The organism is Alteromonas sp. MmMcT2-2 (assembly GCF_022348305.1).
GTDB lineage: Bacteria > Pseudomonadota > Gammaproteobacteria > Enterobacterales > Alteromonadaceae > Alteromonas > Alteromonas macleodii.
This window is the reverse complement of record NZ_JAKRFA010000008.1, coordinates 121,309-146,393: the sequence shown is the minus strand read 5'-3', so window position 1 is coordinate 146,393 and position 25,085 is coordinate 121,309. Positions and strand designations below refer to the sequence as shown.

18 protein-coding genes are annotated in these 25,085 nt (G+C 45.3%); 15 read left to right on the top strand and 3 right to left on the bottom strand.

The window, feature by feature from the left end; all coding sequences use genetic code 11:
* Positions 1 to 223: 223 nt before the first annotated feature.
* From MHM99_RS07280 to MHM99_RS07245, 8 genes are all read left to right on the top strand, one after another.
* A complete protein-coding gene (locus MHM99_RS07280) occupies positions 224 to 3,004 on the top strand; it encodes a hypothetical protein (RefSeq protein WP_020742896.1) in 2,781 nt (926 codons plus the stop codon).
* Between the two features lie 117 nt (positions 3,005 to 3,121).
* Positions 3,122 to 5,770 (top strand): TonB-dependent receptor, encoded by a 2,649-nt coding sequence (locus MHM99_RS07275; RefSeq protein WP_239218746.1) that lies wholly within the window; start codon positions 3,122 to 3,124, stop codon positions 5,768 to 5,770.
* Between the two features lie 176 nt (positions 5,771 to 5,946).
* Entirely contained in the window at positions 5,947 to 6,705 is a 759-nt protein-coding gene (locus MHM99_RS07270) for a DUF3450 domain-containing protein (protein ID WP_014948287.1), read from the top strand.
* A gap of 13 nt (positions 6,706 to 6,718) precedes the next feature.
* Entirely contained in the window at positions 6,719 to 8,083 is a 1,365-nt protein-coding gene (locus MHM99_RS07265) for a MotA/TolQ/ExbB proton channel family protein (RefSeq protein ID WP_239218744.1), read from the top strand.
* A gap of 2 nt (positions 8,084 to 8,085) precedes the next feature.
* Positions 8,086 to 8,604, top strand: coding sequence for a MotA/TolQ/ExbB proton channel family protein (locus tag MHM99_RS07260; protein ID WP_071958574.1), 519 nt, complete (start codon positions 8,086 to 8,088; stop codon positions 8,602 to 8,604).
* A gap of 32 nt (positions 8,605 to 8,636) precedes the next feature.
* Positions 8,637 to 9,044, top strand: coding sequence for a biopolymer transporter ExbD (locus MHM99_RS07255; RefSeq protein WP_014948289.1), 408 nt, complete (start codon positions 8,637 to 8,639; stop codon positions 9,042 to 9,044).
* A 3-nt stretch (positions 9,045 to 9,047) separates the two neighbouring features.
* On the top strand, positions 9,048 to 9,656 hold the full coding sequence (locus tag MHM99_RS07250; RefSeq protein WP_061439560.1) for an energy transducer TonB: 609 nt from the start codon (positions 9,048 to 9,050) through the stop codon (positions 9,654 to 9,656).
* A 6-nt stretch (positions 9,657 to 9,662) separates the two neighbouring features.
* On the top strand, positions 9,663 to 10,988 hold the full coding sequence (locus MHM99_RS07245) for a tetratricopeptide repeat protein (RefSeq protein ID WP_061439561.1): 1,326 nt from the start codon (positions 9,663 to 9,665) through the stop codon (positions 10,986 to 10,988).
* Positions 10,989 to 11,336: 348 nt separating this feature from the next.
* Here MHM99_RS07245 and MHM99_RS07240 read toward each other — a convergent pair whose 3' ends face one another.
* Both MHM99_RS07240 and MHM99_RS07235 read right to left on the bottom strand, forming a co-directional pair.
* On the bottom strand, positions 11,337 to 12,905 hold the full coding sequence (locus MHM99_RS07240) for an AMP-binding protein (protein ID WP_239218742.1): 1,569 nt from the start codon (positions 12,903 to 12,905) through the stop codon (positions 11,337 to 11,339).
* Positions 12,906 to 13,017: 112 nt separating this feature from the next.
* Entirely contained in the window at positions 13,018 to 13,491 is a 474-nt protein-coding gene (locus MHM99_RS07235; RefSeq protein ID WP_239218740.1) for a hypothetical protein, read from the bottom strand.
* A 117-nt stretch (positions 13,492 to 13,608) separates the two neighbouring features.
* Here MHM99_RS07235 and MHM99_RS07230 point away from each other — a divergent pair, with 117 nt between their 5' ends.
* The 7 genes from MHM99_RS07230 (at position 13,609) to lysC (ending at position 24,396) form a co-directional block, all read left to right on the top strand.
* A complete protein-coding gene (locus MHM99_RS07230) occupies positions 13,609 to 14,835 on the top strand; it encodes a PQQ-dependent sugar dehydrogenase (RefSeq protein WP_168533583.1) in 1,227 nt (408 codons plus the stop codon).
* Positions 14,836 to 15,234: 399 nt separating this feature from the next.
* Complete coding sequence (locus MHM99_RS07225; protein ID WP_168533585.1) at positions 15,235 to 18,045, top strand: bifunctional aconitate hydratase 2/2-methylisocitrate dehydratase; 2,811 nt, start codon at positions 15,235 to 15,237, stop codon at positions 18,043 to 18,045.
* A gap of 116 nt (positions 18,046 to 18,161) precedes the next feature.
* A complete protein-coding gene (locus MHM99_RS07220; protein ID WP_239218738.1) occupies positions 18,162 to 18,392 on the top strand; it encodes a hypothetical protein in 231 nt (76 codons plus the stop codon).
* Positions 18,393 to 18,537: 145 nt separating this feature from the next.
* A complete protein-coding gene (locus MHM99_RS07215) occupies positions 18,538 to 19,491 on the top strand; it encodes a DNA ligase (protein ID WP_187446185.1) in 954 nt (317 codons plus the stop codon).
* 360 nt (positions 19,492 to 19,851) lie between these two features.
* Entirely contained in the window at positions 19,852 to 22,464 is a 2,613-nt protein-coding gene (acnB, locus tag MHM99_RS07210) for a bifunctional aconitate hydratase 2/2-methylisocitrate dehydratase (RefSeq protein WP_239218736.1), read from the top strand.
* Between the two features lie 72 nt (positions 22,465 to 22,536).
* Positions 22,537 to 22,986, top strand: coding sequence for a DUF192 domain-containing protein (locus MHM99_RS07205; protein ID WP_014948302.1), 450 nt, complete (start codon positions 22,537 to 22,539; stop codon positions 22,984 to 22,986).
* Positions 22,987 to 23,046: 60 nt separating this feature from the next.
* Entirely contained in the window at positions 23,047 to 24,396 is a 1,350-nt protein-coding gene (gene lysC, locus MHM99_RS07200; protein ID WP_014948303.1) for a lysine-sensitive aspartokinase 3, read from the top strand.
* 65 nt (positions 24,397 to 24,461) lie between these two features.
* Here lysC and MHM99_RS07195 read toward each other — a convergent pair whose 3' ends face one another.
* Entirely contained in the window at positions 24,462 to 25,043 is a 582-nt protein-coding gene (locus MHM99_RS07195; protein ID WP_061096321.1) for a heme-binding protein, read from the bottom strand.
* Between the last annotated feature and the right edge of the window lie 42 nt (positions 25,044 to 25,085).

Sequence of the window (25,085 nt, the reverse complement as noted above, 5' to 3'; positions counted from 1 at the left end):
CGGTCAATAAATTCAGGTTTTTACCAATTAAGTTTTGGAAAAATATACAAAAAACAAATCCCCAGTTGCCAAAGTAAGTCTTCTAAACGTTTTTTTAGCCCAAAATTGAACTTTTTCTATGAAACTTTTGTTACAGCGACTTAATGTAACAAATGTGTCATCTACCTCAGTTAAAGTTTCCGCGTTTTCAAAATCCATAACTATACCGTACCTGGAGAAACACATGGAACTTAAGCAACTTTTCAAGGCTTCAGCTATTGCTACTGCACTTGTTCTAGCAGGCTGTGGCGGCGATATTAATATCAGTGAAGGTGATATTGATAACAGCGTAACTAATAATAACGGTGGAAACACTGGTGGCGATACTGGTGGCGATACTGGTTCAGATGATACAGCTCCAGGTGAAGTAAGCTCTTTCCTAAGTGGTGAAGTTTCTGATGCGTTCGGCCAGTCGGTTGAAGTACGCGTTCTTTCTGGTCGTTTAACAGCTGATGATGCTGACGATCAAGGCGTTATCACGCTAACTAATGACACAGTGTGGGCACTTGAAGGTCCAGTATTTATTGGTAACGACAAAGCAGACAGCGTAACGCTAGCAATCGAAGAAGGTACAGTCATCTTTGGTCGCACTGGTGCAGATTACCTTGTAGTTAGCCGTGACTCTAAAATTGAAGCAGAAGGTACAGCATCTTCTCCAATCATCATGACTTCATTCAATGATGTTGTAGGCGACGAAGTTGGTGCTGGTCAATGGGGTGGTGTGGTTATTCTTGGTAACGGTACATCGACTAAATGCCCGCAAGACGGTTCTGATTGTGCGCTTCAGGTTGAAGGTGCAGAAGAGGGTGCAGTATTTGGTGGTACAGACGATACAGACAGCTCTGGTATCCTTAAATACGTAGTAGTGAAATACGCTGGTTTTGAAATTGCGCCAGACAACGAACTTAACGGTATTACGTTTGGTGGTGTTGGCTCAGGTACAGAAGTTGATTATGTACAAGTACACAGCAACGCTGATGACGGTGTAGAATTCTTCGGTGGCGCGGTAAACGCGAAACACTTAGTTTTAACAGCTAACCAAGATGACTCAGTAGACTGGGACAACGGTTATAAAGGTAAGCTTCAGTATGTTTATGTTCAGCATGCCGCTGACAACTCTGACGCAAACCGCGGTATTGAAGGTGACGGCGACGGTGGTGACGGTCTAGAATTCTCTAAGCCAATGCTCGCTAACATGACAGTTATCGGTAACACTTTCGACACTGCTGACGCTGACTCTGAAGGTCTTCTACTTCGCGACCAAACTGGCGCAAACCTAATGAACTTCCTAATCACTGGTCCAGAAGCAATGGGCGAGTGTTTAGAAATGGACACAGACGAAACGGTTCAAGCTAACCTTTCTGACGGTGATCTAACCATGACTTACTCAGCGATTGCTTGTTCTGAGCCGTTCAACACGCCAGAGGGTGCAGTAGACCTTGAAACATGGTTCACAGGCCAAGAAGGTAATCAGCTAATCGCATTTGAAGACCGTGCAAATCTTGGTCTTAACCCAGACGGTACACTTACAGCAGAAAGTGCGCTTCTTACTGCTGGTGGCGACGCATCTACATTGCTTGATACTTTCTTTGAAGCAAACACATTCATCGGTGCGATTGGTGAAGATGACTGGCGTCAAGGTTGGGCTTTTGGTTTTGGTGGCGGTAACATCGAACTAGCACAATCTGCTTCTGGCTGTCCATCAGGTACAACGTCAATTACGCCAGTAGACGGTTCAACTACTACGTGTGAAGTGTCTGGTACTATCACGTCTGACCTAACGCTTACAGAAGGTAATTTCTACGCGCTTTCAGGTGCAGTATTCGTAGGTGGTGATAAAGAAAACAGCGCAACCCTTACTGTTGAGCCAGGCGTAACTGTTTATGGCGCATCTGGTAACGACTACCTAGTAATTAGCCGTGACTCAGAAATCAATGCAAACGGTACTGCTGAAAACCCAATTACTTTCACATCACGTGACCACGTTGTTGGCGGCCTTGAGGCGGGTGAAGCTGGACAATGGGGCGGCATGATCGTTCTAGGTAACGGCGAATCAACTAAGTGTCCTCAAGACGGTACAGATTGTTCACTTCAAGTTGAAGGTGCACAAGAAGGTGCAGTTTTCGGCGGAACTGACAACACAGATAGCTCTGGTACACTTCGCTACGTTCGCGTAATGCACGGTGGTTTTGAAATTGCACCAGATAACGAACTAAACGGTATTACGTTTGGCGGTGTGGGTTCTGGTACTACTGTTGAGTATGTACAAGTTCACAAAAACGCAGACGACGGTGTTGAGTTCTTCGGTGGTGCAGTAAACGTTAAGTATCTTACGCTAACAGGCATTCAAGATGACTCAGTAGACTGGGATAACGGCTACGTAGGTAAGCTTCAGTTTGTACTTGTTAAGCACGCTGAAGATAACTCTGATGCTAACCGCGCAATTGAAGGCGACGGTGACGGCGGCGACGGCACAGCGTTCTCTAACCCTATGGTTGCTAACATGACTATCATTGGTAACGAGTTCGACACTGCTGATGCAGACTCTGAAGGTGTTCTACTTCGCGACCAAACTAATGCACAACTTTACAACTTTGTTGTAACTGGTCCAGCGGGTATGGGTGAGTGTTTTGAAGCCGACTTAAGCGATGGCGATACTACGCTACTTGCTAACATGGATGGTACCAACACGCCTCAGCTTACTTTTGAAACATCTGTACTAGCGTGTGCTGAAAACATCAAAGACTCTGGCGACTTTAGTCAAGAAGATTGGTTCACTGCGCAGGCAGGTAACAGCCTACTTGATAACACTGCAACAGTACTTAACGGTATTTACACAGTAGATGCAACAGTAGCGACTGACGTATCGACGCTAGACAGCTTCTTCTCTTCAGTAGACTTTATCGGCGCAGTTAAAGACGCTGATAACGACTGGACTGCGGGATGGACTGTTGGTCTTGAATAAGACTCAGTTCGCATAGCTAAAAACAAGCAAGTGCGTTGCAAAAGTGGCGCACTTGCTTTTAAGTTTGTAAAACACGAATAATTATCGTGAAAGTATTCCTTTCTAAAGAGGTTCATCATGAACAGACCTGCTAACAGGTTTCTTCTAAAGCCCATTAGCTTAGCCGTTGCAGCAAGCATTTTGTTTCCAACGACTATAGCCAACGCTCAATCAAACGAAGAAGAAGTGATTGAGGAAGTTGTCGCTACCGGTACGCGCTTAAAAGGTACCGCGACAGCAGTAATGGAAGAACGTAAAAATCAAGCCTTCGTAGCTGACATCATGGGTGCTGAGCAGATAGCTCGTACTGGTGACAGTGACGCTGCGGGCGCACTTCGCCGTGTAACTGGTCTAACACTTGTAGATGGTCGTTTCATCTATGTTCGTGGCCTTGGTGAGCGTTACTCATCAACACAATTAAACGGCGCAATCGTGCCAAGCCCAGATCCAACGCGTAACGTTATCCCTCTCGACTTGTTCCCGTCGAGCATTATCGAAAGCCTTGCGGTTCAGAAATCGTATTCACCATCTATGCCCGCGGCATTCGGTGGTGGTAACGTAAATATCCGATTGAAATCTATACCTACACAGCGTGTTTTCAACGTATCGGCTGCGGTTGGTATCGATACGGAAAACTCTGGTGATGTGTTAGATTATGCTGGTGGTGGACGCGATTGGACAGGTGAAGACGACGGTACTCGTGGCGTTTCAGCAGCTATTCAAGAACGTTGGGATTCAAAAAATTTCTTAGACGATCTTGAGCCAGAAGAAGCATTAGAACTATTCAAAGGTGTTAATAGAGAATACGGGCTAGAAAGAGAGTCTGCCGATCCTGACATGCGCGTTAATGTCACTTATGGTGACAGCTATGATTACGATGACGACTGGCGCTTTGGCTTTTTGGTAACTTCACGTTATTCAGCCCAAACCCGCTCTTCTGAAGAATACGAGCTACAAGACCCTGACTTAGTCGGCGATGACATTATCAATGTACGCTTCTTTGATGATATCCAAGGTACAGAGCAAACGGTGACTTGGTCTTCACTATTAACACTAGGTGTAGACTATAACCGTCAACATCGTATTGATTATAGCCTTATCGTGCTAAACGATACGCGCGACGAAATCCGCGAGATGTTCGGTAATACTGAAAACCTGAACCAAGCAGAAGGCTTGCGTATTAGAGATATTGATGTTCAGTACGAAGAACGCTCGCTATATACCAATCAACTTAAAGGCCAGCATACAATCCCAGAGCTAAACTTCATGGGTATTGACTGGACATACTCATTAGGCCGCTCGGTACGCTATGCGCCAGGTAACTTCAATGCACGCTTCGTTATGGAAGATGTGAATGAAGATGGTATTTTTGACGATGAAAACGAAATCTTCTTATCTGATGCACAAACTGCTGCTCGTTATACTTTCCAAAATCTTCACGACCGCTTGGAGAACTTTGGCTATAACGTGACTTACCCGATGACAATGGGTAAGTGGGAAACTGAGTACAAAGTGGGTGCAAGCTTTGTAACCAAAACTCGTACTGCAGAAAACCGCCGTTTCGATATCAATACGTTAGGTGTTGAAGACCGTTCAATATTAGATGGTAACGACTTTAGCGAAATCTTCAGCGACAGCGTTTTAGACACCCTGTCTTTGTCTAGCCGACCTATCATTCGTGATACGACTATTGCTGGTGATGACTATGTAGCGGGTCAAAAAATTGATGCGTACTATCTAGAAGCTGATTTCTTCTATGACAACAAGTGGCGTTTCACTGGTGGTGCCCGTTATGAAGACTTCCGTCAGGTAGTGGCGCCATTGGATCCGCGAACAAACCAATTTGACTTGAGTGATGAAGCAGATCGTTCACAGCTAGCGTTTCAAGAAGACGGGTTTTATCCAGCGCTTGCTGTAACTTACTTCTTAGAAGACGATATGCAGTTAAGAGCGAGCATCGGTCAAACAGTTGTGCGTCCTGATCTTCGTGAAGTGTCATCAGCAACTTACCTAGACCCATTAACTAACTTCCCGATTGCAGGTACACCTGGTGTAAGCACAACAGATATCATTAACTATGATTTACGTTGGGAATGGTACCGTGAAGCAGGCAACAACGTATCGGTAGGCTTATTCTACAAAGACATGGAAGCGCCAATTGAATCGGTACAGTCTCCAGCTCAGGATGGTCCACCGCTAATTCGTATTGCTAACGCAGAATCTGGTGAGGTTTATGGTGTCGAAGTTGAATTCCTACAAGATTTGGCCTTTATTGGTGACGGTATCTGGGACAACTTGTTTACTACAGGTAACATCACTGTCAGTGATTCTGAAATCGTATTAGATCGTCAGAATATTGTTGAGCAAACCGGTGTTTCTGCGGCGATTACTAATGTTGAGCGTCGTATGACGGGTCACTCTCAGTATGTACTTAACATGCAGTTGGGTTATGACTCAGATAACGGTGAACACTCTGCCTCACTCGTCTACAACGTATTTGGTGAGCGTATTCTAATTCCGGGTATCGACGGTTTCGACGATAACTTCGAACAACCATTCCATTCACTTGATATGGTGTACAACTATTACCCAGACTTTAATAGCACTGTCACATTACGCGTTCAAAATATTCTAGGTGAAGATCGTGAAATTGAATTCAATGATACGTTGCTTAGGTCGGAGACAAGGGGTACAGGTATTAGGTTGTCATATAAATATGACTTCTAAACCTTAACTTATTACAAAGGCCGCTAACCAGCGGCCTTTTTTATGTGCAATAGATGACACTTTTGGTCTATTTATGACAGTTTCGTAATAAAACTGTCACAGAAAACTCCTATCCTACGCGCAGAAATTTATAGTCGGACAAAACCGATTTCTTTTAACTTTAAAGGTTTGAATGTATGAAGCTTATCAATGCCTTGCTTGTAGCAGGTGCGCTAGCAGCGACACCCGTGCTTGCACAAGACGATGAAGTCTTAAAACCCGTTGTCGATGAGGCAGCGAAAATAAACGAGTCAGCGGCGAAATCGCAAGAAAAGATTAACGGTATTACCGACCAAATCGACAGCAAACTTCAACAGTTCAAAACATTGATGAAAGAAATCGAAGGCCTTGAGGTTTATAACACTCAGCTTCGTAAGCAAATCAATAACCAAGAACAAGAAATGGCAGATCTAAACGCTGCTATTGATGAAGTATCTGTTGTTGAGCGTCAAATCACACCACTAATGATGCGCATGATTGACGGCCTAGAGCAGTTTGTTGCGCTAGACGTACCTTTCCTTCCTGAAGAGCGCGCAAATCGCGTAGCTGACCTTCGCGCCATGATGGATCGTGCCGACGTTGCAGCGTCTGAAAAATTCCGTCGCGTAATGGAAGCGTATCAGGTAGAGATGGACTACGGCCGCACTATGGAAGCGTACAGCGGTATTCATTCAATTAACGGTCAAGAGCGTGACGTTGAGTTCCTACGCCTTGGTCGTACAGCGCTAATTTATCAAACACGTGATGCAAGCATGCAGGGTGTTTGGAACAAGCAAACTCGTCAGTGGGAAGAGCTTGATAGCAGCTACCGTACACAAATTACAAAAGGTCTGCGCATGGCGAAGAAGCAACTTGCACCAGACTTGCTAATGCTGCCAGTGGCAATTACAGACTAAGAGGTTGATGAGAATGTTTAACACAGTAAAACGTATCGCTGTTGGTCTAGCAGCCCTTAGCATCAGCGTTGGTGCTTTCGCACAAAGCGACCGTGCCATGGACTTAGACGCACTTCTTAAGCAACTAGAAGAAGGTCAGTTCGCACAGTCTCTGCAAAACAAACAGCGTGAGCGTGATTTCCAAGCGCAACGTGCAGAGCAAGATCGCATTCTTCGCGAAACTCGTGAGAAGCGCGACCAGATGCTTGCGCAATCTGAAAAGCTTGAAACTCAGTTCGAAGAAAACGAATTCAAACTAGCAGATCTTAACGGTGCACTAGACACACGTCTTGGTTCACTTAAAGAGCTATTCGGTGTACTTCAGCAAATCGCTGGCGACACCAAAAACAAATTCTATAACTCAGTGGTTTCTGCACAAATCCCTGGCCGTGCTGACTTCCTTGATAAAATGGCACAAGATATGGGTTCAAGCTCAAAACTTGCATCAATTGAAGAAATTGAGCGCGTTTGGTTTGAAATGCAGCGTGAAATGACTGAAGCCGGCAAAGTAACTACGTTCAAGACAGACGTTGTTGAAGCTGGCGGTGAAAAAGTGAATAAGTCTGTTGTTCGCGTAGGTCCTTTTGCACTTGTTGCTGATGGTAAATACCTAGAATACAACGGTGTAACAGGTACGGTGTCTGAACTTGTACGTCAGCCTGCTGACCGTTACATGGACTCTGCTGCTGAACTACAAGCATCAAGCGGTGAATTAGTACAGTTCGGTATCGACCCAACGGGTGGTTCAATCCTAGGTCTTCTTGTTCAAGCGCCTAACCTTCAAGAGCGTGTAGAGCAGGGCGGCGTAGTAGGTTACATCATTCTTATCGTTGGTGCGTTCGGTCTTCTACTTGCCCTTGAGCGTCTTGTAACGCTGTCGCTTATTCGCATGAAAGTGAACAAGCAACTTAAGAGCAAAGAAGTTAACACTAACAACCCGCTTGGCCGTGTACTTAAAGTACGTGACGAGCACCCAGACGCTGACGTTGAAGCGCTTGAACTTCACCTTACAGAAGCGATTTTAGGCGAAGTGCCTAAGTTAGGTCGTAACCTGACTATCATTAAGATTATTTCTGTTGTAGCACCGCTTATGGGTCTACTAGGTACGGTAACCGGTATGATTAACACCTTCCAGGCTATTACCCTGTTTGGTACAGGTGACCCGAAACTGATGGCAGGTGGTATTTCAACTGCACTTGTAACAACGGTACTAGGTCTAGTTGTAGCGATTCCAATGACACTGCTTTATGCAATGCTTAACACACGTTCTAAGAACATTGTGTACATCCTACAAGAACAGGCGTCTGGCGTAATTGCAGAGCGCGCTGAGCGAGGCTAATCATGATCGAGTTTCTAGAAGCAATTCGCGATTTCACAGAAACGGGTGGCCAGGTTCTCCTGGTCATCGGTCTGCTGATATTCGTTATGTGGCTTTTGATCCTCGAGCGTGCGATGTATCTGATGGTTTGGCACAAGCAAGCCAAGAAAGAAGCGATAGCAATGTGGACAGCACGTACCGATCGCTCTTCTTGGTTCGCAGAGCAGGTTCGTCAGAAAACAATTTCACAGTTAACCATGCGCCTAAACGGCAGCATCCCAATTATCCAGTCACTGGTTGCGCTTTGTCCGCTGCTAGGCTTGATGGGGACGGTTACCGGTATGATTGAAGTGTTCGATGTAATGGCGATTGCGGGCTCAGGTAATGCTCGTTCAATGGCGTCAGGTGTATCGAAAGCCACTATCCCCACAATGGCGGGCATGGTTGGCGCACTTTCAGGCGTATTCGCCGCTACCTGGTTAACTCGTATGGTGAAATCAGAACGCACGCATCTTGAGGATGCATTGATTATTCAACGTTAATGCTAGCTAAGCGTTAAGGTAAGGTATTTATTATGAAGCAGCACTTTCAAAACTTAGTCGATGAAGAAGAAGCAGCCATCGACATGACGCCCATGCTGGACGTCGTATTTATCATGTTGATCTTCTTTATCGTGACTGCGTCATTTGTGAAAGAAGCGGGTATCGATGTTAACCGTCCTGAAGCAGCCACTGCTGTGAAAAAGGACCGCGCTAATATCCTTATCGCTATTTCAGATAAAGGCGAAATTTGGATTAACAAACGCCGTATCGACGTTCGCGCAGTACAAGCGAACATTGAGCGTCTTCGCGCAGAAAACCCACAGGGTTCTGTTGTAATTCAGGCTGACAAAAAAGCCACAACAGAAACACTGATTAAGGTTATGGACGCGTCGCGAGCCGCTGGCGTTTACGATGTTTCGATTGCAGCCCAAGAGCAATAAATCATGCCACGATATTTAATCGCATTTGTTATTTCCCTTGCGATCACGTTAGGCCTGTTCTTCTTGATGCAATCGCTTATCAAGATGGGTGGCAGCGCACTAACTGAGCCGCCTAAGGGAAGCGTGCTTGACTTCGTAAGGGTTAAGCAGGATGAACAGGTTGAGAAAAAAGATCGTAAGCCGAAGAAGCCACCTAAGCCTGAAGAGCCGCCACCGCAAATGGAGCAGCCTCAAATGGACTCGCCTTCTCCGGATGCAGAAGGTACGTCGATGGACTTTGGTGCTGAAGTAGGAGACGACATCTCGTTAGAAGGCGGGTTGGCCCTCGAATCCGGTGACGGTGAATATCTTCCTATCGTTAAGGTTGCGCCAGTTTATCCAAGGCGTGCTCTTCAACGGGGTATTGAAGGTTTCGTTATTGTTGAATTTACAGTAACCAAGCAAGGCGCTGTGCGCGACCCAATTGTTGTTGAAGCTAACCCAGAAGGCATATTTGAACAAGCGGCCATTGATGCGGCGATGAAGTTTAAATATAAGCCTCGCGTGGTTAACGGCGAAGCAACAGAAGTGTCTGGTGTGCAAAACCGCATTTCGTTCCAAATTGACGGGTAACAGAACATGATGAGAAAACAGACGAATACATTGCTTAGTGCACTGGCGTTTGCATTTGCATCGGCCACGGTATCTGTACCTTCTATGTTGGTTGCTAGTGACGCTGTTGCGCAAGAGCAAAAAGCGAGCGAAAAGAAAACTCGTCGTGTGCCTACATTGCGCGGCAAGGTTTACGAGCAGCTGGCTCGTGCACAAACAGCGGCAGATGAAGCGGGTAATGTTGAAGAAGCTATCTCTATTTTGAAAGAAGTAGAAGATAAGTCTGATTCTATGAACGCCTACGAAAAAGCCATGATGTACAACTTTTTCGGCTTCATTTATTACAACAACGAAGACTATACAAAGGCGTTAGAATCGTTCGCGAAAGTCGTAGAGCAACAGCCTATTCCTGAAAAGTTTGAAATGACCACGCTTTTCAGTTTGGCTCAGCTTAACCTTATGCAAGGTAATTACGACGACACCATCACTTATTTGGAACGTTGGGAAAGCCTAAATACAGGCCCTGTACCGGTTAAAAATAAAGTGATAAAGGCCCAGGCGTACTACCAAAATAAACAGTACGACGAAGCTGCAATGTGGATTTCTGAAGCCGTTGCCGATCACGAAGCAGAAGGCATGATCCCTGATGAAGGGTGGTTAATTCTTCAACGTGCTATTTTTTACGAACTCAAGCAGCCTCAAAAGGTTAAAGACGTTCTTATTAAAATGGTGAAGTTGTTTGACGAGCCTAAGTATTGGATCCAGCTAGCTGGTATGTACGGTGAGCTAGGCGAAGAGCGCAAGCAGTTGGCTATCATGGAAACCGCCTATCAGCGCGGGTTCGTTAATACATCTGCTGATGTGTTCAATATGGCGCAGCTTTATTACTATCATCGCGTGCCATACAAAGGTGCCAAGTTGATGGAGCAGGCGATGAACGACGGTGTGCTGGAGAAAAACTTGCGCAACCTTAAGTTCTTAGGTCAAAGCTGGTCGCTAGCCAAAGAGCAAGACAAAGCCATACCCGTTATGATGCAAGCTGCTGAACTGTCTGAAGACGGTGAGTTAGATGCACAGTTAGCGCAAATTCTTCTTAATGAAGAGCGTTTCGACGATGCAATTGCTGCGGCAGACCGAGCGGTTGAAAAGGGCGATTTGAGAAACCCTGGTTTGGTTTACCTGATTAAAGGCATGGCACTTTACAACAAGAAGCAATATGCCCTTGCGCTTAATCAGCTAGCTGAAGCAGAAAAGCACCAAAAAAGTCGTGCTATGGCACAGCAGTGGAAGCAGTTTGTGCAGGGCGAAAAGCGTCAGGCAGACGCCATTGCAGCTGAGCTAGGTACAAGTTAAAAATCGTACTTTCGTTAATACATCATTTAAAAGGGTCGAATAATATTCGACCCTTTTTTATGCGCTAGGGAAAAGCACTTTGGGCTTCGTCGTACGCTTTTTGGAGCTTTTGTTCTGATATATCGGTGGCAATAGCAATTAGGTGGTCTACCCGCGGCGACGACTTGATGACGGGAACCAGAGTGGTGAATACGTACCAAGGCTCGCCCAACTTAGTCAGACTATGTACTTCGCCTTGCCAGGTTTGCCTTGAGATAGTGAAACAAAAATATCTGATTTTTCGATGGAAAACGCGTAAAACTGGGTATTAAGCGCCGCGCTGAATGTGCGGCGCAAGTGGGGGAGTCATTAAGCCGAACGAAGCTCTCTACGTAGAATTTTTCCGACGGTAGATTTTGGTAGCTCGTCAAGTATCGTGATCGACTTAGGGATCTTGTAATTTGTGAGGTGCTGTTTACAAAAATCAATGACGTCTTGTGTTGATACATCGCTTGAAACAGTAATAAATGCACACACTCGCTCACCGGTCTTTTCATCGGGTTTACCCACAACTGCGGCTTCCATCACGCTAGGGTGCGTTGTAAGAACATCTTCAACCTCGTTTGGATAGACATTAAACCCAGAGACAATAATCATATCCTTTAAACGGTCTACAATTTTAATTGCCCCAGACTCGGTGCGAATGCCAATGTCCCCGGTTTTAAAGAAGCCATCTTGGGTCATGACTTTGGCAGTTTCGTCGTCTCGGTTCCAATAACCCAGCATAACCTGAGGTCCGCGAACTGCAATTTGCCCTGACTCGCCTTCGGCCACCGGCTTATCATGGCTATCCAGTAACGCAACTTCAGTGCCTTCTAGTTCGTGCCCCACCGTGCCAATCTCTTCTTTACCTGGAATGTTAAAAGATACAACTGGCGCAGTTTCTGATAGCCCATAGCCTTCGGTGATGGTGTTCCCGGTTACGTCTTGCCAAATGGATACTGCGGCTTGAGTAAGTGCGGTGCCGCCAGACATCGTGAGGTGTAGTTTAGAAAAGTCTAACTTTGCAAATTCAGGGTGTCTTCCAAGACCAACAAACAAGGTGTTGATCCCCATGAATGCTGAAACTTTATGGGGCTTGAGTGTTTGAATGAAACCGTCGATATCCCGCGGATTGGGTATAAGAATTATCTGAGTACCTTTGGCAAAGAGCGCCATCATTCCAACCGTAAATGCATAAATATGATAAAGCGGTAATGGGCATACCAATACTTCTTCACCATCTTTGAAGCCCTCACCAATACGGTCGAGCATTTGGATGCAGTTAGCTAAAACGTTTTTATTACTTAAGGCTGCGCCCTTCGATACCCCAGTAGTACCACCGGTGTATTGCAACATGGCAAGTTCATCTAGAGCAATAGAAGGACGTGCAAATGCAGGCAGTGTATTGCCTAGCTCCACTGCTTGTGTGAATGAAACCGTACCATCAAGATTTGGTGCAGTGTTAGGGTCTAAAAGCTCTGTTGCCGATGTGGTGATAACGGTTTCGATACTAGTATCATCTTTTATGCTAGTGAATTTGGAGAGCAAATCACCCAGAATAACCAGAGCTTTCGCGCCACTATCAGTGAACTGGTGCTTCATCTCGCGTTCGGTATAAAGCGGGTTTGTATTTACTACAACAAGGCCTGCGCGTAAGGCAGCATAAACAACAATAGGGTTTTGAATTAAATTAGGAAGTTGTATGGCGACTTTGGTACCAGGAGACAATTTAGCTTCGTGAACAAAGTAGCGGGCTAACGCTGATGACTTACGGTCTATCTCGGCAAATGTAAGTGTTTGTCCAAGCGCCGTATACGCTGGCCTGTCGGCAAATTTTTGCAAAACGCTTTCAATATAATCGGCTAAGCAGGTCACGTTATCAGGATAAGTTATCATGTTGCTTGTTCCTAGTAGGGCAAAGTAAGTAGGGTGTTTTTGCCTTACAGTAGCAAACTTAACTTTTCATTTACATTAGGGTTGGGTTATTTAGTATTATAATTTTTAGTTATCAATTGTTTGTAGAACTATTACTTAAGTAACTATATAGCCCACCAGCACAGATGCCTGCCATGCATTGTGCGGAGAATCCTAAGGTAGTGCGAGCGCCTGCAATTAGGGTCACATTCAATATGGGCTGCATGGCAATGAGCATTAATAAGAACGACAGGCCTCCCGCTATTGTGAAAAGAATAAATCGGGTACGGTTGGAAGAGCCACTAGCATTTTGATTAAGACGCCTAACAATGAAATGTGTCGCCAAGAACGCCAACAATAAGGTAACAGCAATAATCACGCCGTAAGTAGGCAAAAGGCCTAGTGCATCTTGCCATATCATGAAAAACCAATCGCTTGGATTCATATCAACATCAATTCGAATGAGTCCGATTAAAACGGCACACGAGTGAAACGTACTTGCTAGTAGAAAGCCGACGGCCCATGATGGTAAAAAATGGAAAATAGTGCGTCGTATTAGGTTGTTCATTTTTGTAGTCCAAGATTTGTCGCACAGTGCATTAGAACAAAACTCAACAGGCCTCAAATGGTTTGAGCGTGGCAATTGGGTATACCATAGTATGTTAAGTAAAAGAGGACAATCACAATGAAGTCATGGCGTACGATGATCAGTTTACTGGCTTTTTCTTTATTGGGAGCTGCTTTGGCTCCTGCTTTTGCCGTAACTACTGCCTCTGAACTCACTCAAAAGCACGCATCTAATACTGAGCAACGTGAAGCAGGTAGCTCAAATCTAACGGCCTATGAAAATTTTGACCAGCATGTCATGACAGAAGATATCGCTACCTCACTGGCGTTTCCCAAGGCCTTAACGACGGTTATCGATAAGGCTCAGGCAAGCACCCATATATTGATAGTAACGCGAGATGGTGAGCTGGTAATTATTGACAATAAGGGGGAAAGTGCGCGGTTTTCTTTAATGCTCGATGACTTGTACACCAAAGGGCAAGGAGGCGTACTCGATCTTCTTATACCCTCGCAATTCCCTGAAGACAGAACCGTGTTGCTGAGTTATTCCAAGGGGAACGATAGTGCAAACCGTCTTGCCATAGTAAAAGGACAGCTTTTCCTTACTTCTGGCATTACTAACATTCAGCCAGTGTTAGCACTGGCACAAGCCAAAGACACGCCTGTGCACTACGGTGGGAAACTGCTTCAACTAGAGGGCAGTGCTTTACACACAAAACAGGGCTTTTTGGTTACGACAGGAGATGGCTTTGATTATCGCGAGCAAGCGCAAGTTATCAGTTCACAACTAGGAAAAGTGCTAGGGTTCACAATAGACGGCAAGCCGTTGGCCAACCCTCCTTTTCCTGATAACCCCTTTATTTTTAGTATTGGACACCGCAATCCCCAAGGACTTGTAGAGGGGAGTGATGGCAACCTATTTTTGCATGAGCACGGCCCAGATGGCGGTGATGAAGTAAACCTTTTACAACAAGGCGCAAATTATGGTTGGCCAGTTGTTACACTAGGCAAAGACTATTCCGGCGCTAGAATTTCGCCTTTTTCGACCTATCCGGGTATGACTGGCCCCATTGTAGACTGGACACCTTCTATAGCGCCATCCTCCATGATCTACTATTCCCATGGGCGTTTCCCGATGCTAGCTAATACGTTACTTGTTACCAGTTTGAAAGCCAAAGCTTTGTATGCAGTTAGAGCCGTATCGAACGAATATATCTCTACAAAAATTTTTGAGGGACCCGGGGGACGGCTGCGGGATATTGCGCTTGATCATCAAGGTAACCTGCTTCTTTTGACCGATGGTGAAAATGGAAGAGTGATCAAGGTATCGCCAAGAGAAAATTAGCCACAGAAAACATTAATAAATGAAATTTTGTTTCAAAATTGATGGTAATTTGTACTGGTATCACCATAAATAAAATGAATGTCTGTCATAAGTGCAACACTATTATTTATCTTTATTGGTCAAACCATTCAAGCTAAATATTGTCATTGATTTCAAATGATTTAATTCTAACTGTCTGAAATAGTTGGTTTAATTTTGCTTTTAATTAAAATGCGTTTTTCTAGCAAAAAATTACGTGCTTTAACACAACGACCGTTTAGGCGGGTGAATACCTAACTGTTTACTTTCAGTCATTACGTAACCGCTAAAAATCGGTTAAAATATCCCTCATTTTTATATGCGTATAGCTAAGACCGACTTAACACTACGCCCAAGTAAAACTAAGACCGAGAGAACTATATGAGTTTGTATTCAGAATATCTGGCAGAGATCGAAACCCGTAAAACGGAACTAGGTCTTAACCCTAAGCCAATCGACAGTGCAGATCTGCTGTCTGAAATTATTGCTCAAATTAAAGATACAACAAACGAGCACCGCGAAGACTCTCTAAAATTCTTTATCTATAACACCTTGCCGGGTACTACACCTGCTGCCGGTGTTAAAGCACAATTCCTAAAAGAAATTGTACTTGGCGAAGAAAAAGTAGAAGAAATCACCCCTGAGTTTGCACTTGAGCTTCTTTCTCACATGAAAGGTGGTCCATCGGTAGAAGCTTTGCTAGACCTTGCGCTTTCTGACGATGAAGCGGTTGCAAAGCCTGCGGCTGAAGTACTGAAAACGCAGGTTTATTTATACGAAGCTGATACTGAGCGTTTAGAGACAGCATACAAAGCGGGTAACGCGATTGCTAAAGACGTACTAGAAAGCTACGCGAAAGCTGAATTCTTCACCAAGCTGCCTGACGTACCAGAGAAAATCGAAGTCGTTACCTATATCGCTGCTGAAGGTGACATCTCAACTGACCTTCTTTCTCCTGGTAACCAAGCGCACTCTCGTGCAGACCGTGAACTTCACGGCCAGTGCATGATTACACCAGAAGCGCAGCAAGAAATTGTTGAACTAGGTAAAAAACACCCTAACGCAAAAGTTATGCTTATTGCTGAAAAAGGTACCATGGGTGTAGGTTCTTCTCGTATGTCTGGTGTGAACAACGTTGCACTATGGGCCGGTGAGCCAACAAGCCCTTACATTCCTTTTGTAAACAAAGCGCCAATTGTTGCTGGTACTAACGGTATCGCACCAATCTTCCTTACTACTGTAGACGTAACTGGCGGTATTGGTCTTGACCTTAAAAACTGGGTTAAGAAGACGGATGAAAATGGTGAAATCGTTCGCGATGCAAACGGCGACCCAGTGCTAGAAGAAGCATATTCTGTAGCAACAGGTACGGTACTGACTATCGATACTAAAGCGAAGAAGCTTTACAACGGTTCAGAAGAGCTTGCTGACGTATCAGCGTCATTTACTCCTCAGAAAATGGAGTTCATGAAAGCGGGTGGTTCTTACGCCGTAGTTTTCGGTAAGCAGCTACAATCTTTTGCTGCACGTACACTAGGTGTTGAAGCACCAGCAGTTTACGCGCAATCAAAAGAGGTTTCACACGAAGGCCAAGGCCTTACTGCGGTAGAAAAAATCTTTAACCGCAACGCGGTAGGCGTAAACTCAGACGCACCACTTCACGCGGGTTCTGACGTACGCGTTAAAGTAAATATTGTAGGTTCTCAGGACACTACCGGCCCAATGACGTGCCAAGAGTTAGAGTCAATGGCGGCATCGACTATTTCACCTACTGTTGACGGTGCATATCAGTCAGGTTGTCACACGGCGTCGGTATGGGATAAGAAAGCACAGGCTAACATTCCTAAGCTAATGTCATTCATGAACAACTTTGGTGTAATCACAGCCCGTGACCCTAAAGGCGTTTACCACGCAATGACTGACGTTATCCACAAAGTGCTTAACGACATCACGGTAGACGACCGCGCTATCATCATTGGTGGTGACTCACACACGCGTATGTCGAAAGGCGTGGCGTTCGGTGCTGACTCAGGTACGGTAGCACTAGCACTTGCAACGGGTGAAGCGGCAATGCCAATTCCAGAGTCTGTGAAAGTGACCTTTAAAGGTAGCATGAAAGAACACATGGACTTCCGTGACGTGGTTCACGCTACTCAAGCGCAAATGCTTAAGCAATTCGCTGGCGAGAATGTATTCCAAGGCCGTGTCATTGAAGTACAAATTGGTACGCTGCTGGCTGACCAAGCGTTTACGTTCACCGATTGGACTGCAGAAATGAAAGCGAAAGCGTCAATCTGTATTTCTGACAACGAAACTATGATTGCGTCACTTGAGCTTGCTAAGAGCCGTATCCAAATCATGATCGACAAGGGCATGGACAACGAAGCGAACATGCTTCAAGGCCTAATTGATCTAGCTGATAAGCGTATTGCTGAAATCAAGTCTGGTGAAGAGCCAGCGCTTGCGCCAGATGACAACGCGAAATACTACGCAGAAGTGGTTATCGATCTAGATCAAATCGACGAGCCAATGATTGCTGACCCAGACGTAAACAACGAAGACGTATCTAAGCGTTATACCCACGACGTTATCCGTCCAGTTTCTTACTACGATGGTAAGCCAGTAGACCTAGGTTTCGTTGGCTCTTGTATGGTGCACAAAGGCGACATGCAAATCATCGCGCAAATGCTGCGTAACCTAGAAAAGCTTAACGGTTCTGTTGAATTCAAAGCACCACTAGTTGTAGCTCCACCTACATATAACATTGTTGACGAGCTTAAAGCGGAAGGCGATTGGGACGTTCTAGCGAAATATGCAGGCTTCCAGTTCGATGATGCTAAGCCTAAAGAAGCGGCGCGTACTAAGTACGACAACATTCTTTACCTAGAGCGTCCTGGATGTAACCTATGTATGGGTAACCAAGAAAAAGCTGAGCCAGGCGACACAGTTATCGCGACATCTACACGTCTTTTCCAAGGTCGTGTTGTAGCTGACTCTGCTGAGAAGAAAGGTGAATCACTACTAGGCTCTACGCCGCTAGTAGTACTTTCAACGGTTCTTGGTCGTTTCCCAACGACAGAAGAGTACAAGCAAGCGGTTGCAGGCATTGACCTAACTAAGTTTGCTCCACCTTCTGAAGACTTGGCAGTTAAGCCTAAGTTCGAAGCAGATGTAGCCGTTAAGCGCGTATAAGTACTTAACGCTTTAAAAGCCCCAACCTCGGTTGGGGCTTCAGACTGTTGAAAAAGCCCCAGACGAAAGTCTGGGGCTTTGATCTAATAGGCATAGTGAAATTCGGAGTGTTCACCATGCTAACCCCAAAGTCCCCACAACAATACGAGTTTGAAACGGTATATATCAATGAACTGATGCCAGAAGACCACTTGGTTCGTCTGAGCACGATGGCTATCAGGTTTATATTAATAGACAAAAACGCTTGCTTGGAAACTTACAAACTGCGACGTGATAAAGAAAGAACGGCAGGTGAAGCGTTTGCCGAAGACGTGCTGATCTCAGCTATTGATATTATTACCGACTAGAGCCGTTTCGATTAAGCGAAAAAACCTTCCTACGTACAGTTATAAAAACGAAGAAGGCAGAGTAATTTACTCTGCCTTCTTTGTTTTTGCTTCTCTATTAAAAGCGTTAAAGCAAGCAAAGGTTAACACGTTATAGGAAGAGCCGATGCGAAACTTTTTGACTGCTGTATGTGTACTTTCAATCACCGCCATTGCTAACGTTAATGCTAATCACATGCTCGATACTGTCGAGGGGCTGCAGCTTGCTAAGCAATACGATCAAAGTCGCACTGATATTAACGTAGCTGACTATTGGGTTAGTGAGAAGCTAGACGGTATTCGCGCAAGATGGAACGGTACTGAATTACTGACCCGTAATGGGAACAAGATATTCGCGCCAACATGGTTCACCGCTAACTGGCCAGAAACCACTATTGACGGTGAACTTTGGATAGGAAGAGGGGAGTTTGAACGTACGGCTTCTATTGTGCTTTCAACGCTGACAAACATCGAGCCGCATTCTGTCGCTAACGCTTCATCTAGCACAGTGTCTTCAGCAGACACTATTGCCGCAGCAAATTCTCTATCTGCAAAACGCTGGGCCAAAGTTAGATTTATGGCCTTTGACATGCCTATGATGGGTGAGCCCTTTGGTCGGCGACTCAACATGCTTAACAGCCTAAGTAAATCTACACCCAATCCAACGTTTGCAGTTATCCCTCAATTTAAGCTTACGTCTATTGCTTCACTTGATGAAAAGCTGGAGCAAGTAACCCAGGAAGGCGGAGAAGGGTTAATGCTTCATCATGAACAAGCGCTGTACACATCCGGGCGAAGTGACAAGTTACTCAAAGTAAAACGCTTTGAAGATGCAGAAGGGAAAGTACTGGCACTGCTTCCGGGAAAAGGACGATTTAAGGGAATGATGGGCTCGCTTCTTGTAGAAACGCGAGAAGGCATTCAATTTAAATTAGGAACGGGCTTTTCAGAAAATGAGCGCCAATCTCCGCCCGCTATCGGTAGCTGGGTAACCTTTAAGTACTACGGTTTGACGAAAAATGGAAAGCCAAAGTTTGCAAGCTATCTTCGCATTAGACCTCAGACAGACTTGCCCAAATAACACTTACTTACTGCCAGTATAGTCACAATGAACTGCCTCTCACTTACTGGTATTAATCGTTTACGGTTTGCTTTAATTGAAGAAGCATCGTATACAGCTAACCCCTTGTCTTTAAGTCATAAAGCCCTATAACTTTACTACATGTTAATTGCTAAAGTGACTTTGCTTATTTCTTTTTAATCGCTTTTGCCGTTTAAAAGTAATAGTATGAATAGCGATTATAAGTGAATTAAAAGGGCGCGAAATTTAAAAAATGAGCCCGTGAAGTTATACTATTGATGATTTATTAAACACACCTTGCGTCAAGTGCGTACAAGACCGTTTACTCCCATTGCGCAAGCTAACCTAGAGGAAGAGACTGTGTTACAAGACTATCGCAATCACGTTGAAGAACGTGCCGCTCAAAATATTCCACCTAAACCGCTTAACGCTGAACAGGTAGCTGGCCTGGTTGATTTATTAAAGAACCCGCCAGCAGGCGAAGGGGACTTTCTTTTAGAATTGCTGTCAGAACGTGTACCGCCTGGGGTTGATGAGGCAGCTTACGTTAAAGCGGGGTTTTTAAGTGCAATCGCAAAAGGTGAAGACAGTTGTGAGCTTATCTCTAAAGAGAAAGCCGTTGAACTGCTAGGAAATATGCACGGAGGCTACAACATTGCCACTTTAGTGGAGCTACTTGATGATAAAGCGCTTGCGCCGCTGGCAGCGAAGGAGCTGAAACATACCCTTTTAATGTTTGATGCTTATCACGATGTGGAAGAAAAGCACAAAGCGGGTAACGAGCATGCCACTGACATCATTAAATCTTGGGCTGAAGGTGAGTGGTTCACGTCGCGCAAGTTAATGGACGATAAAATCACTTACACCGTGTTTAAAGTAACAGGTGAAACGAACACTGATGATTTGTCGCCAGCCCCTGACGCATGGTCTCGTCCAGATATTCCTCTGCACGCCCTGGCAGCTTACAAAATGCCCCGCGAAGGTTTAGAGCCAGAAGAGCCTGGTGTAAAAGGCCCAATGGCGCAAATAGAACAAGTTAAAAGTAAGGGCTATCCTGTTGCTTTCGTTGGTGATGTAGTTGGAACCGGCTCGTCACGCAAGTCGGCAACTAACTCTGTATTGTGGTTCTTTGGTGAAGACTTACCGGGTGTGCCTAATAAACGAGGCGGTGGTGTGTGCATTGGTTCAAAAGTCGCGCCTATCTTCTTTAACACTATGGAAGATGCCGGTGCATTGGTGTTTGAAGCCGATGTGGAAAAAATGAACATGGGTGATGTGATAGACATCTATCCGTTTGAAGGCAAAATCACCAACCACGAAACCGGTGAACTTCTCGCTGAATACAGCTATAAGTCGAAAGTGATTCTGGATGAAGTGCGCGCAGGTGGACGTATCAATCTGATTATTGGTCGTGGCCTTACCGAGAAGGCGCGTGAGACACTAGGTTTAGGCCCAACGGACTTATTTCGTACGCCTGAACAGCCAAAAGACAGTGGAGCGGGTTTCTCGCTAGCGCAGAAAATGGTGGGTAAGGCGTGCGGTGTTGACGGTATTCGTCCAGGCACCTACTGCGAACCTAAAATGACTACCGTGGGTTCACAAGATACTACAGGCCCTATGACTCGCGATGAACTCAAAGATCTAGCTTGTCTTGGCTTTACTGCCGATTTAACCATGCAATCATTCTGTCACACTGCCGCTTATCCAAAGCCGGTGGATATAGAAACGCAACACACGCTACCTGATTTTATAATGAATCGCGGTGGTGTATCGCTGCGTCCTGGTGACGGCATTATTCACAGCTGGTTAAACCGCATGCTGCTGCCAGATACGGTAGGCACGGGTGGTGACTCGCATACTCGTTTCCCATTAGGTATTTCATTTCCTGCGGGTTCTGGCCTAGTCGCGTTCGCTGCGGCTACTGGCGTTATGCCGCTAGATATGCCCGAGTCTGTACTGGTGCGATTTAAGGGTGAAATGCAGCCGGGCATTACACTACGCGACCTAGTACACGCCATTCCGCTGTACGCCATCAAACAAGGCCTATTAACGGTCGAGAAAAAAGGTAAGATCAACGCCTTCTCAGGCCGTATTTTAGAAATCGAAGGGCTAGAGAACTTAACCGTAGAACAGGCGTTCGAGCTTTCTGACGCGTCGGCGGAGCGTTCAGCAGCCGGTTGTACTATCAATCTATCTGAAGCGTCGATTGCTGAATACCTGCGTTCAAACATTACCATGCTACGCTGGATGATTAACGAAGGTTATGGCGACCCTCGTACGCTAGAGCGTCGCGCGCAGAAAATGGAAGAATGGTTAGCTAACCCAGAGTTGATGCGCGCCGATGCAGATGCTGAGTACGCTGAGGTAATCGAAATTGACCTTAACGATATTAAAGAGCCAATTGTGTGCTGCCCTAATGATCCTGACGATGCGAAAACCTTATCTGACGTTGCAGGCGATAAGGTAGACGAGGTCTTCATTGGTTCATGTATGACAAACATTGGTCACTTCCGTGCAGCCGGTAAGCTACTTGAGCAGTACAACAAAACACTGCCAACCCGTTTATGGATGTCACCACCGACTAAGATGGACAAAGCCCAATTAATGGAAGAGGGCTATTACAACATTTATGGTCGCGTAGGCGTACGTACAGAAATGCCCGGTTGCTCACTATGTATGGGTAACCAAGCACGGGTGGATGCGGGAGCAACCGTACTTTCAACGTCTACTCGTAACTTCCCTAACCGCCTGGGCGATGGGGCGAATGTATATTTGACCTCAGCAGAGCTTGCTGCAGTGGGGGCCATTGTTGGGCGCATTCCAACTGCTGTAGAGTACATGGAATACGCTAGCAAAATTAACGCAATGTCGGGTGAAGTATTCCGCTACTTAAACTTCGACAAAATGCCTAGCTTTAAAAAGGCTGAGGAAGAAGCAAAAGCGCGCATTATTCCAACATTGAATGTTGCTTAAAATAGTGTATAAACTACAAAGCCGGTGACCGTTAAGGTGACCGGCTTTTTTTATGGCGAAAAGGAATGTCTAATGGGAAAATCTTTCTTTATTGTTGCTGCACTTGTATTAACCTTAGGGTGTGCAAAAGCGCAGGTTGACCCTGTATCGTCGCTGAATTCAGTGGACTTTGAATCCATTACACTTGAGATTGGCGGCAAGCACTATGAAGTTGAGTATGCCAAAACCTTTGAACAACGCGCACAGGGCCTTATGTTTCGCAAAGCCTTGTGCGAAGACTGCGGTATGTTTTTTAAGTTTTCTAGCCCAAAGTTTGCGGGCATGTGGATGAAAAATACCTTTGTTCCTCTAGACGTAGCATTTATCGACAGAAAAGGCGTAATAACGGATATAAAACCTCTCACTCCACATAGTTTGGAGTCGGTCGGATCATCGAAAGAGGTACTTTACGCGTTGGAAATGAACCAAGGGTGGTTTGCCGAGAATAATATAAAAGTAGGCGACCAAATAACGATTGATTAACCGCGCAAAAGGCGCGGTTGCTGCTAGCGAAATGCTAGTTTTATTCTGGAGTTAAATATAGTGACAAATGCCTTATCGATAGCTAAGTTCGGTGGAACTAGCGTTGCGAATTACGAAGTAATGCAAAACTGCGCCCGAATTGTTGCCGGTAATGACAAAACGCGCATTGTGGTAGTGAGCGCTGCGGCAGGTGTAACCAATCACCTAGTAAGCTTAGCGCACACACCTATGACGCAACAGCAAATTGAAGAGACCTGTCAGGCCATTATTAATATTGAGCTTGCCATTCTTAACAAGTTGAAAGATAAAGACGCGGTTGAGCCAAAACTCAACGACTTGTTAGATGAAATGCGAAGCTTAGCGTTTCATGAAGAAATCCTTCACCGTGATGATTTAAAAGATCAGCTGCTTTCAATGGGTGAGCGGATGTCATCGCTGATGTTCTCTTCAGTGCTTGCAGAGCAGGGCGTAAAAACCATGAACTTTGACGTACGTAAGGTGTTACGTACGGACAGTGAGTTTGGAGAAGGTGCGCCACAAATCGAAGAAATCGAAAAGCTGTCTAAACAATTGCTGGCACCTGAAATTAAAGACGCGATAGTGGTTACTCAAGGCTTTGTTGGTGCTGACGAGGAAGGCCGTACTACAACGCTAGGTCGTGGTGGTTCAGATTTTACGGCGGCGCTACTTGCTGAAGCGCTTGATGCCGAATCGTGTGAGATTTGGACTGATGTAACAGGGGTGTACACAACTGACCCGCGCATCACGCCAGCTGCTCATCCGTTACCTGAGCTCAGCTTTGAAGAAGCGGCGGAAATGGCCACCTTTGGTGCCAAGGTACTACATCCTGCCACTATGGAGCCTGCGCTTCGCAAGGACATAAAGGTGTTTGTAGGCTCTAGTAAGGAGCCAGAAAAGGGCGGTACTTGGATTGTGCGTGATTGTGAGCACGAACCACCGTATCGCGCTATTACTCGCCGTAAAGAGCAGGTAATGGTGACAGTGAAAACACCGAAGATGATGTATGCGCAAGGCTTCCTACAGCAGGTATTTGCCATCATCGCTAAGCACAAGCTAAGTGTTGATTTGGTTACCACGTCAGAAATCTCGGTATCTTTTACCCTTGATAACCCTGCAAACTCTGTGGCTCAGCGACTAAACAAAGAAACCATTGCCGAACTTGAAACTATCTGTGATGTGAAAGTAGAAAAAGGTTACGACCTTGTCACGGTTGTAGGTAACAACATGCAAACCGCTGTTGGTGTTTCTAGCAAGATTTTAGCTGCGGTTTCAGATTTCAACCTGCGTATGATTTGCTTTGGCGCCAACCCGCACAACCTATCGTTCTTGGTTAACGAGACCGACAGTGACGACGTGGTTCGCAAGCTTCACACGGCGTTATTTGAATAAGCACCTACTGTGCTGAATGACCCCAAAAAAACGGTCGCCTTAAAGGCGGCCGTTTTTATTTCACATCAGTTTGTAGATGATTTCAAGATGTCGACCGGTACAATGATTTCGTGACGTTTATTCCACGGTAGGGTGAAAGGCGAGTCGTAGCCCATATAGCTAGGTTCACCATCAAGCTCAATATTATTATCCCTAAGGGCTTTAAGCAGTTTATTCGTATACTGCTTCTTATCGCTGTCCTTGTTGAAACCTGAATAACGAATAGCGGCTACCGTTCTTGCTGGTACAGTAACCAGCGATACATCTTTGTGCGTAGGCATTGGAGCGCTTTTAATGTCATATTTGCTGGGCAAGAAAAACATCATTGTTTCTGAAGATGAGACTTCGACAGGAGAGGTCATTGCAATTTCTTGAGAGCGCTTTCCAACTTCTACGGGGGACGTCATTGACACATTGCTACTGGATGTATTCTCACCAGAGATATAATTAAAGAGTAGCTGAAATGCTCCGTTATCTTCATTCCCACTAGACATTACGCCTAACGCTTCATTGTAATGCCTCACTTCAATATCTTCATCAAGGGTCTCGATAATGGAATAGGGAAGGGTTTCTGTATCTTTGTAATATGATGGCTCAGCCTGGATCATTGTTGACACCAATAAAGTAGTAATGAAAAGAGGCAAGCGAAA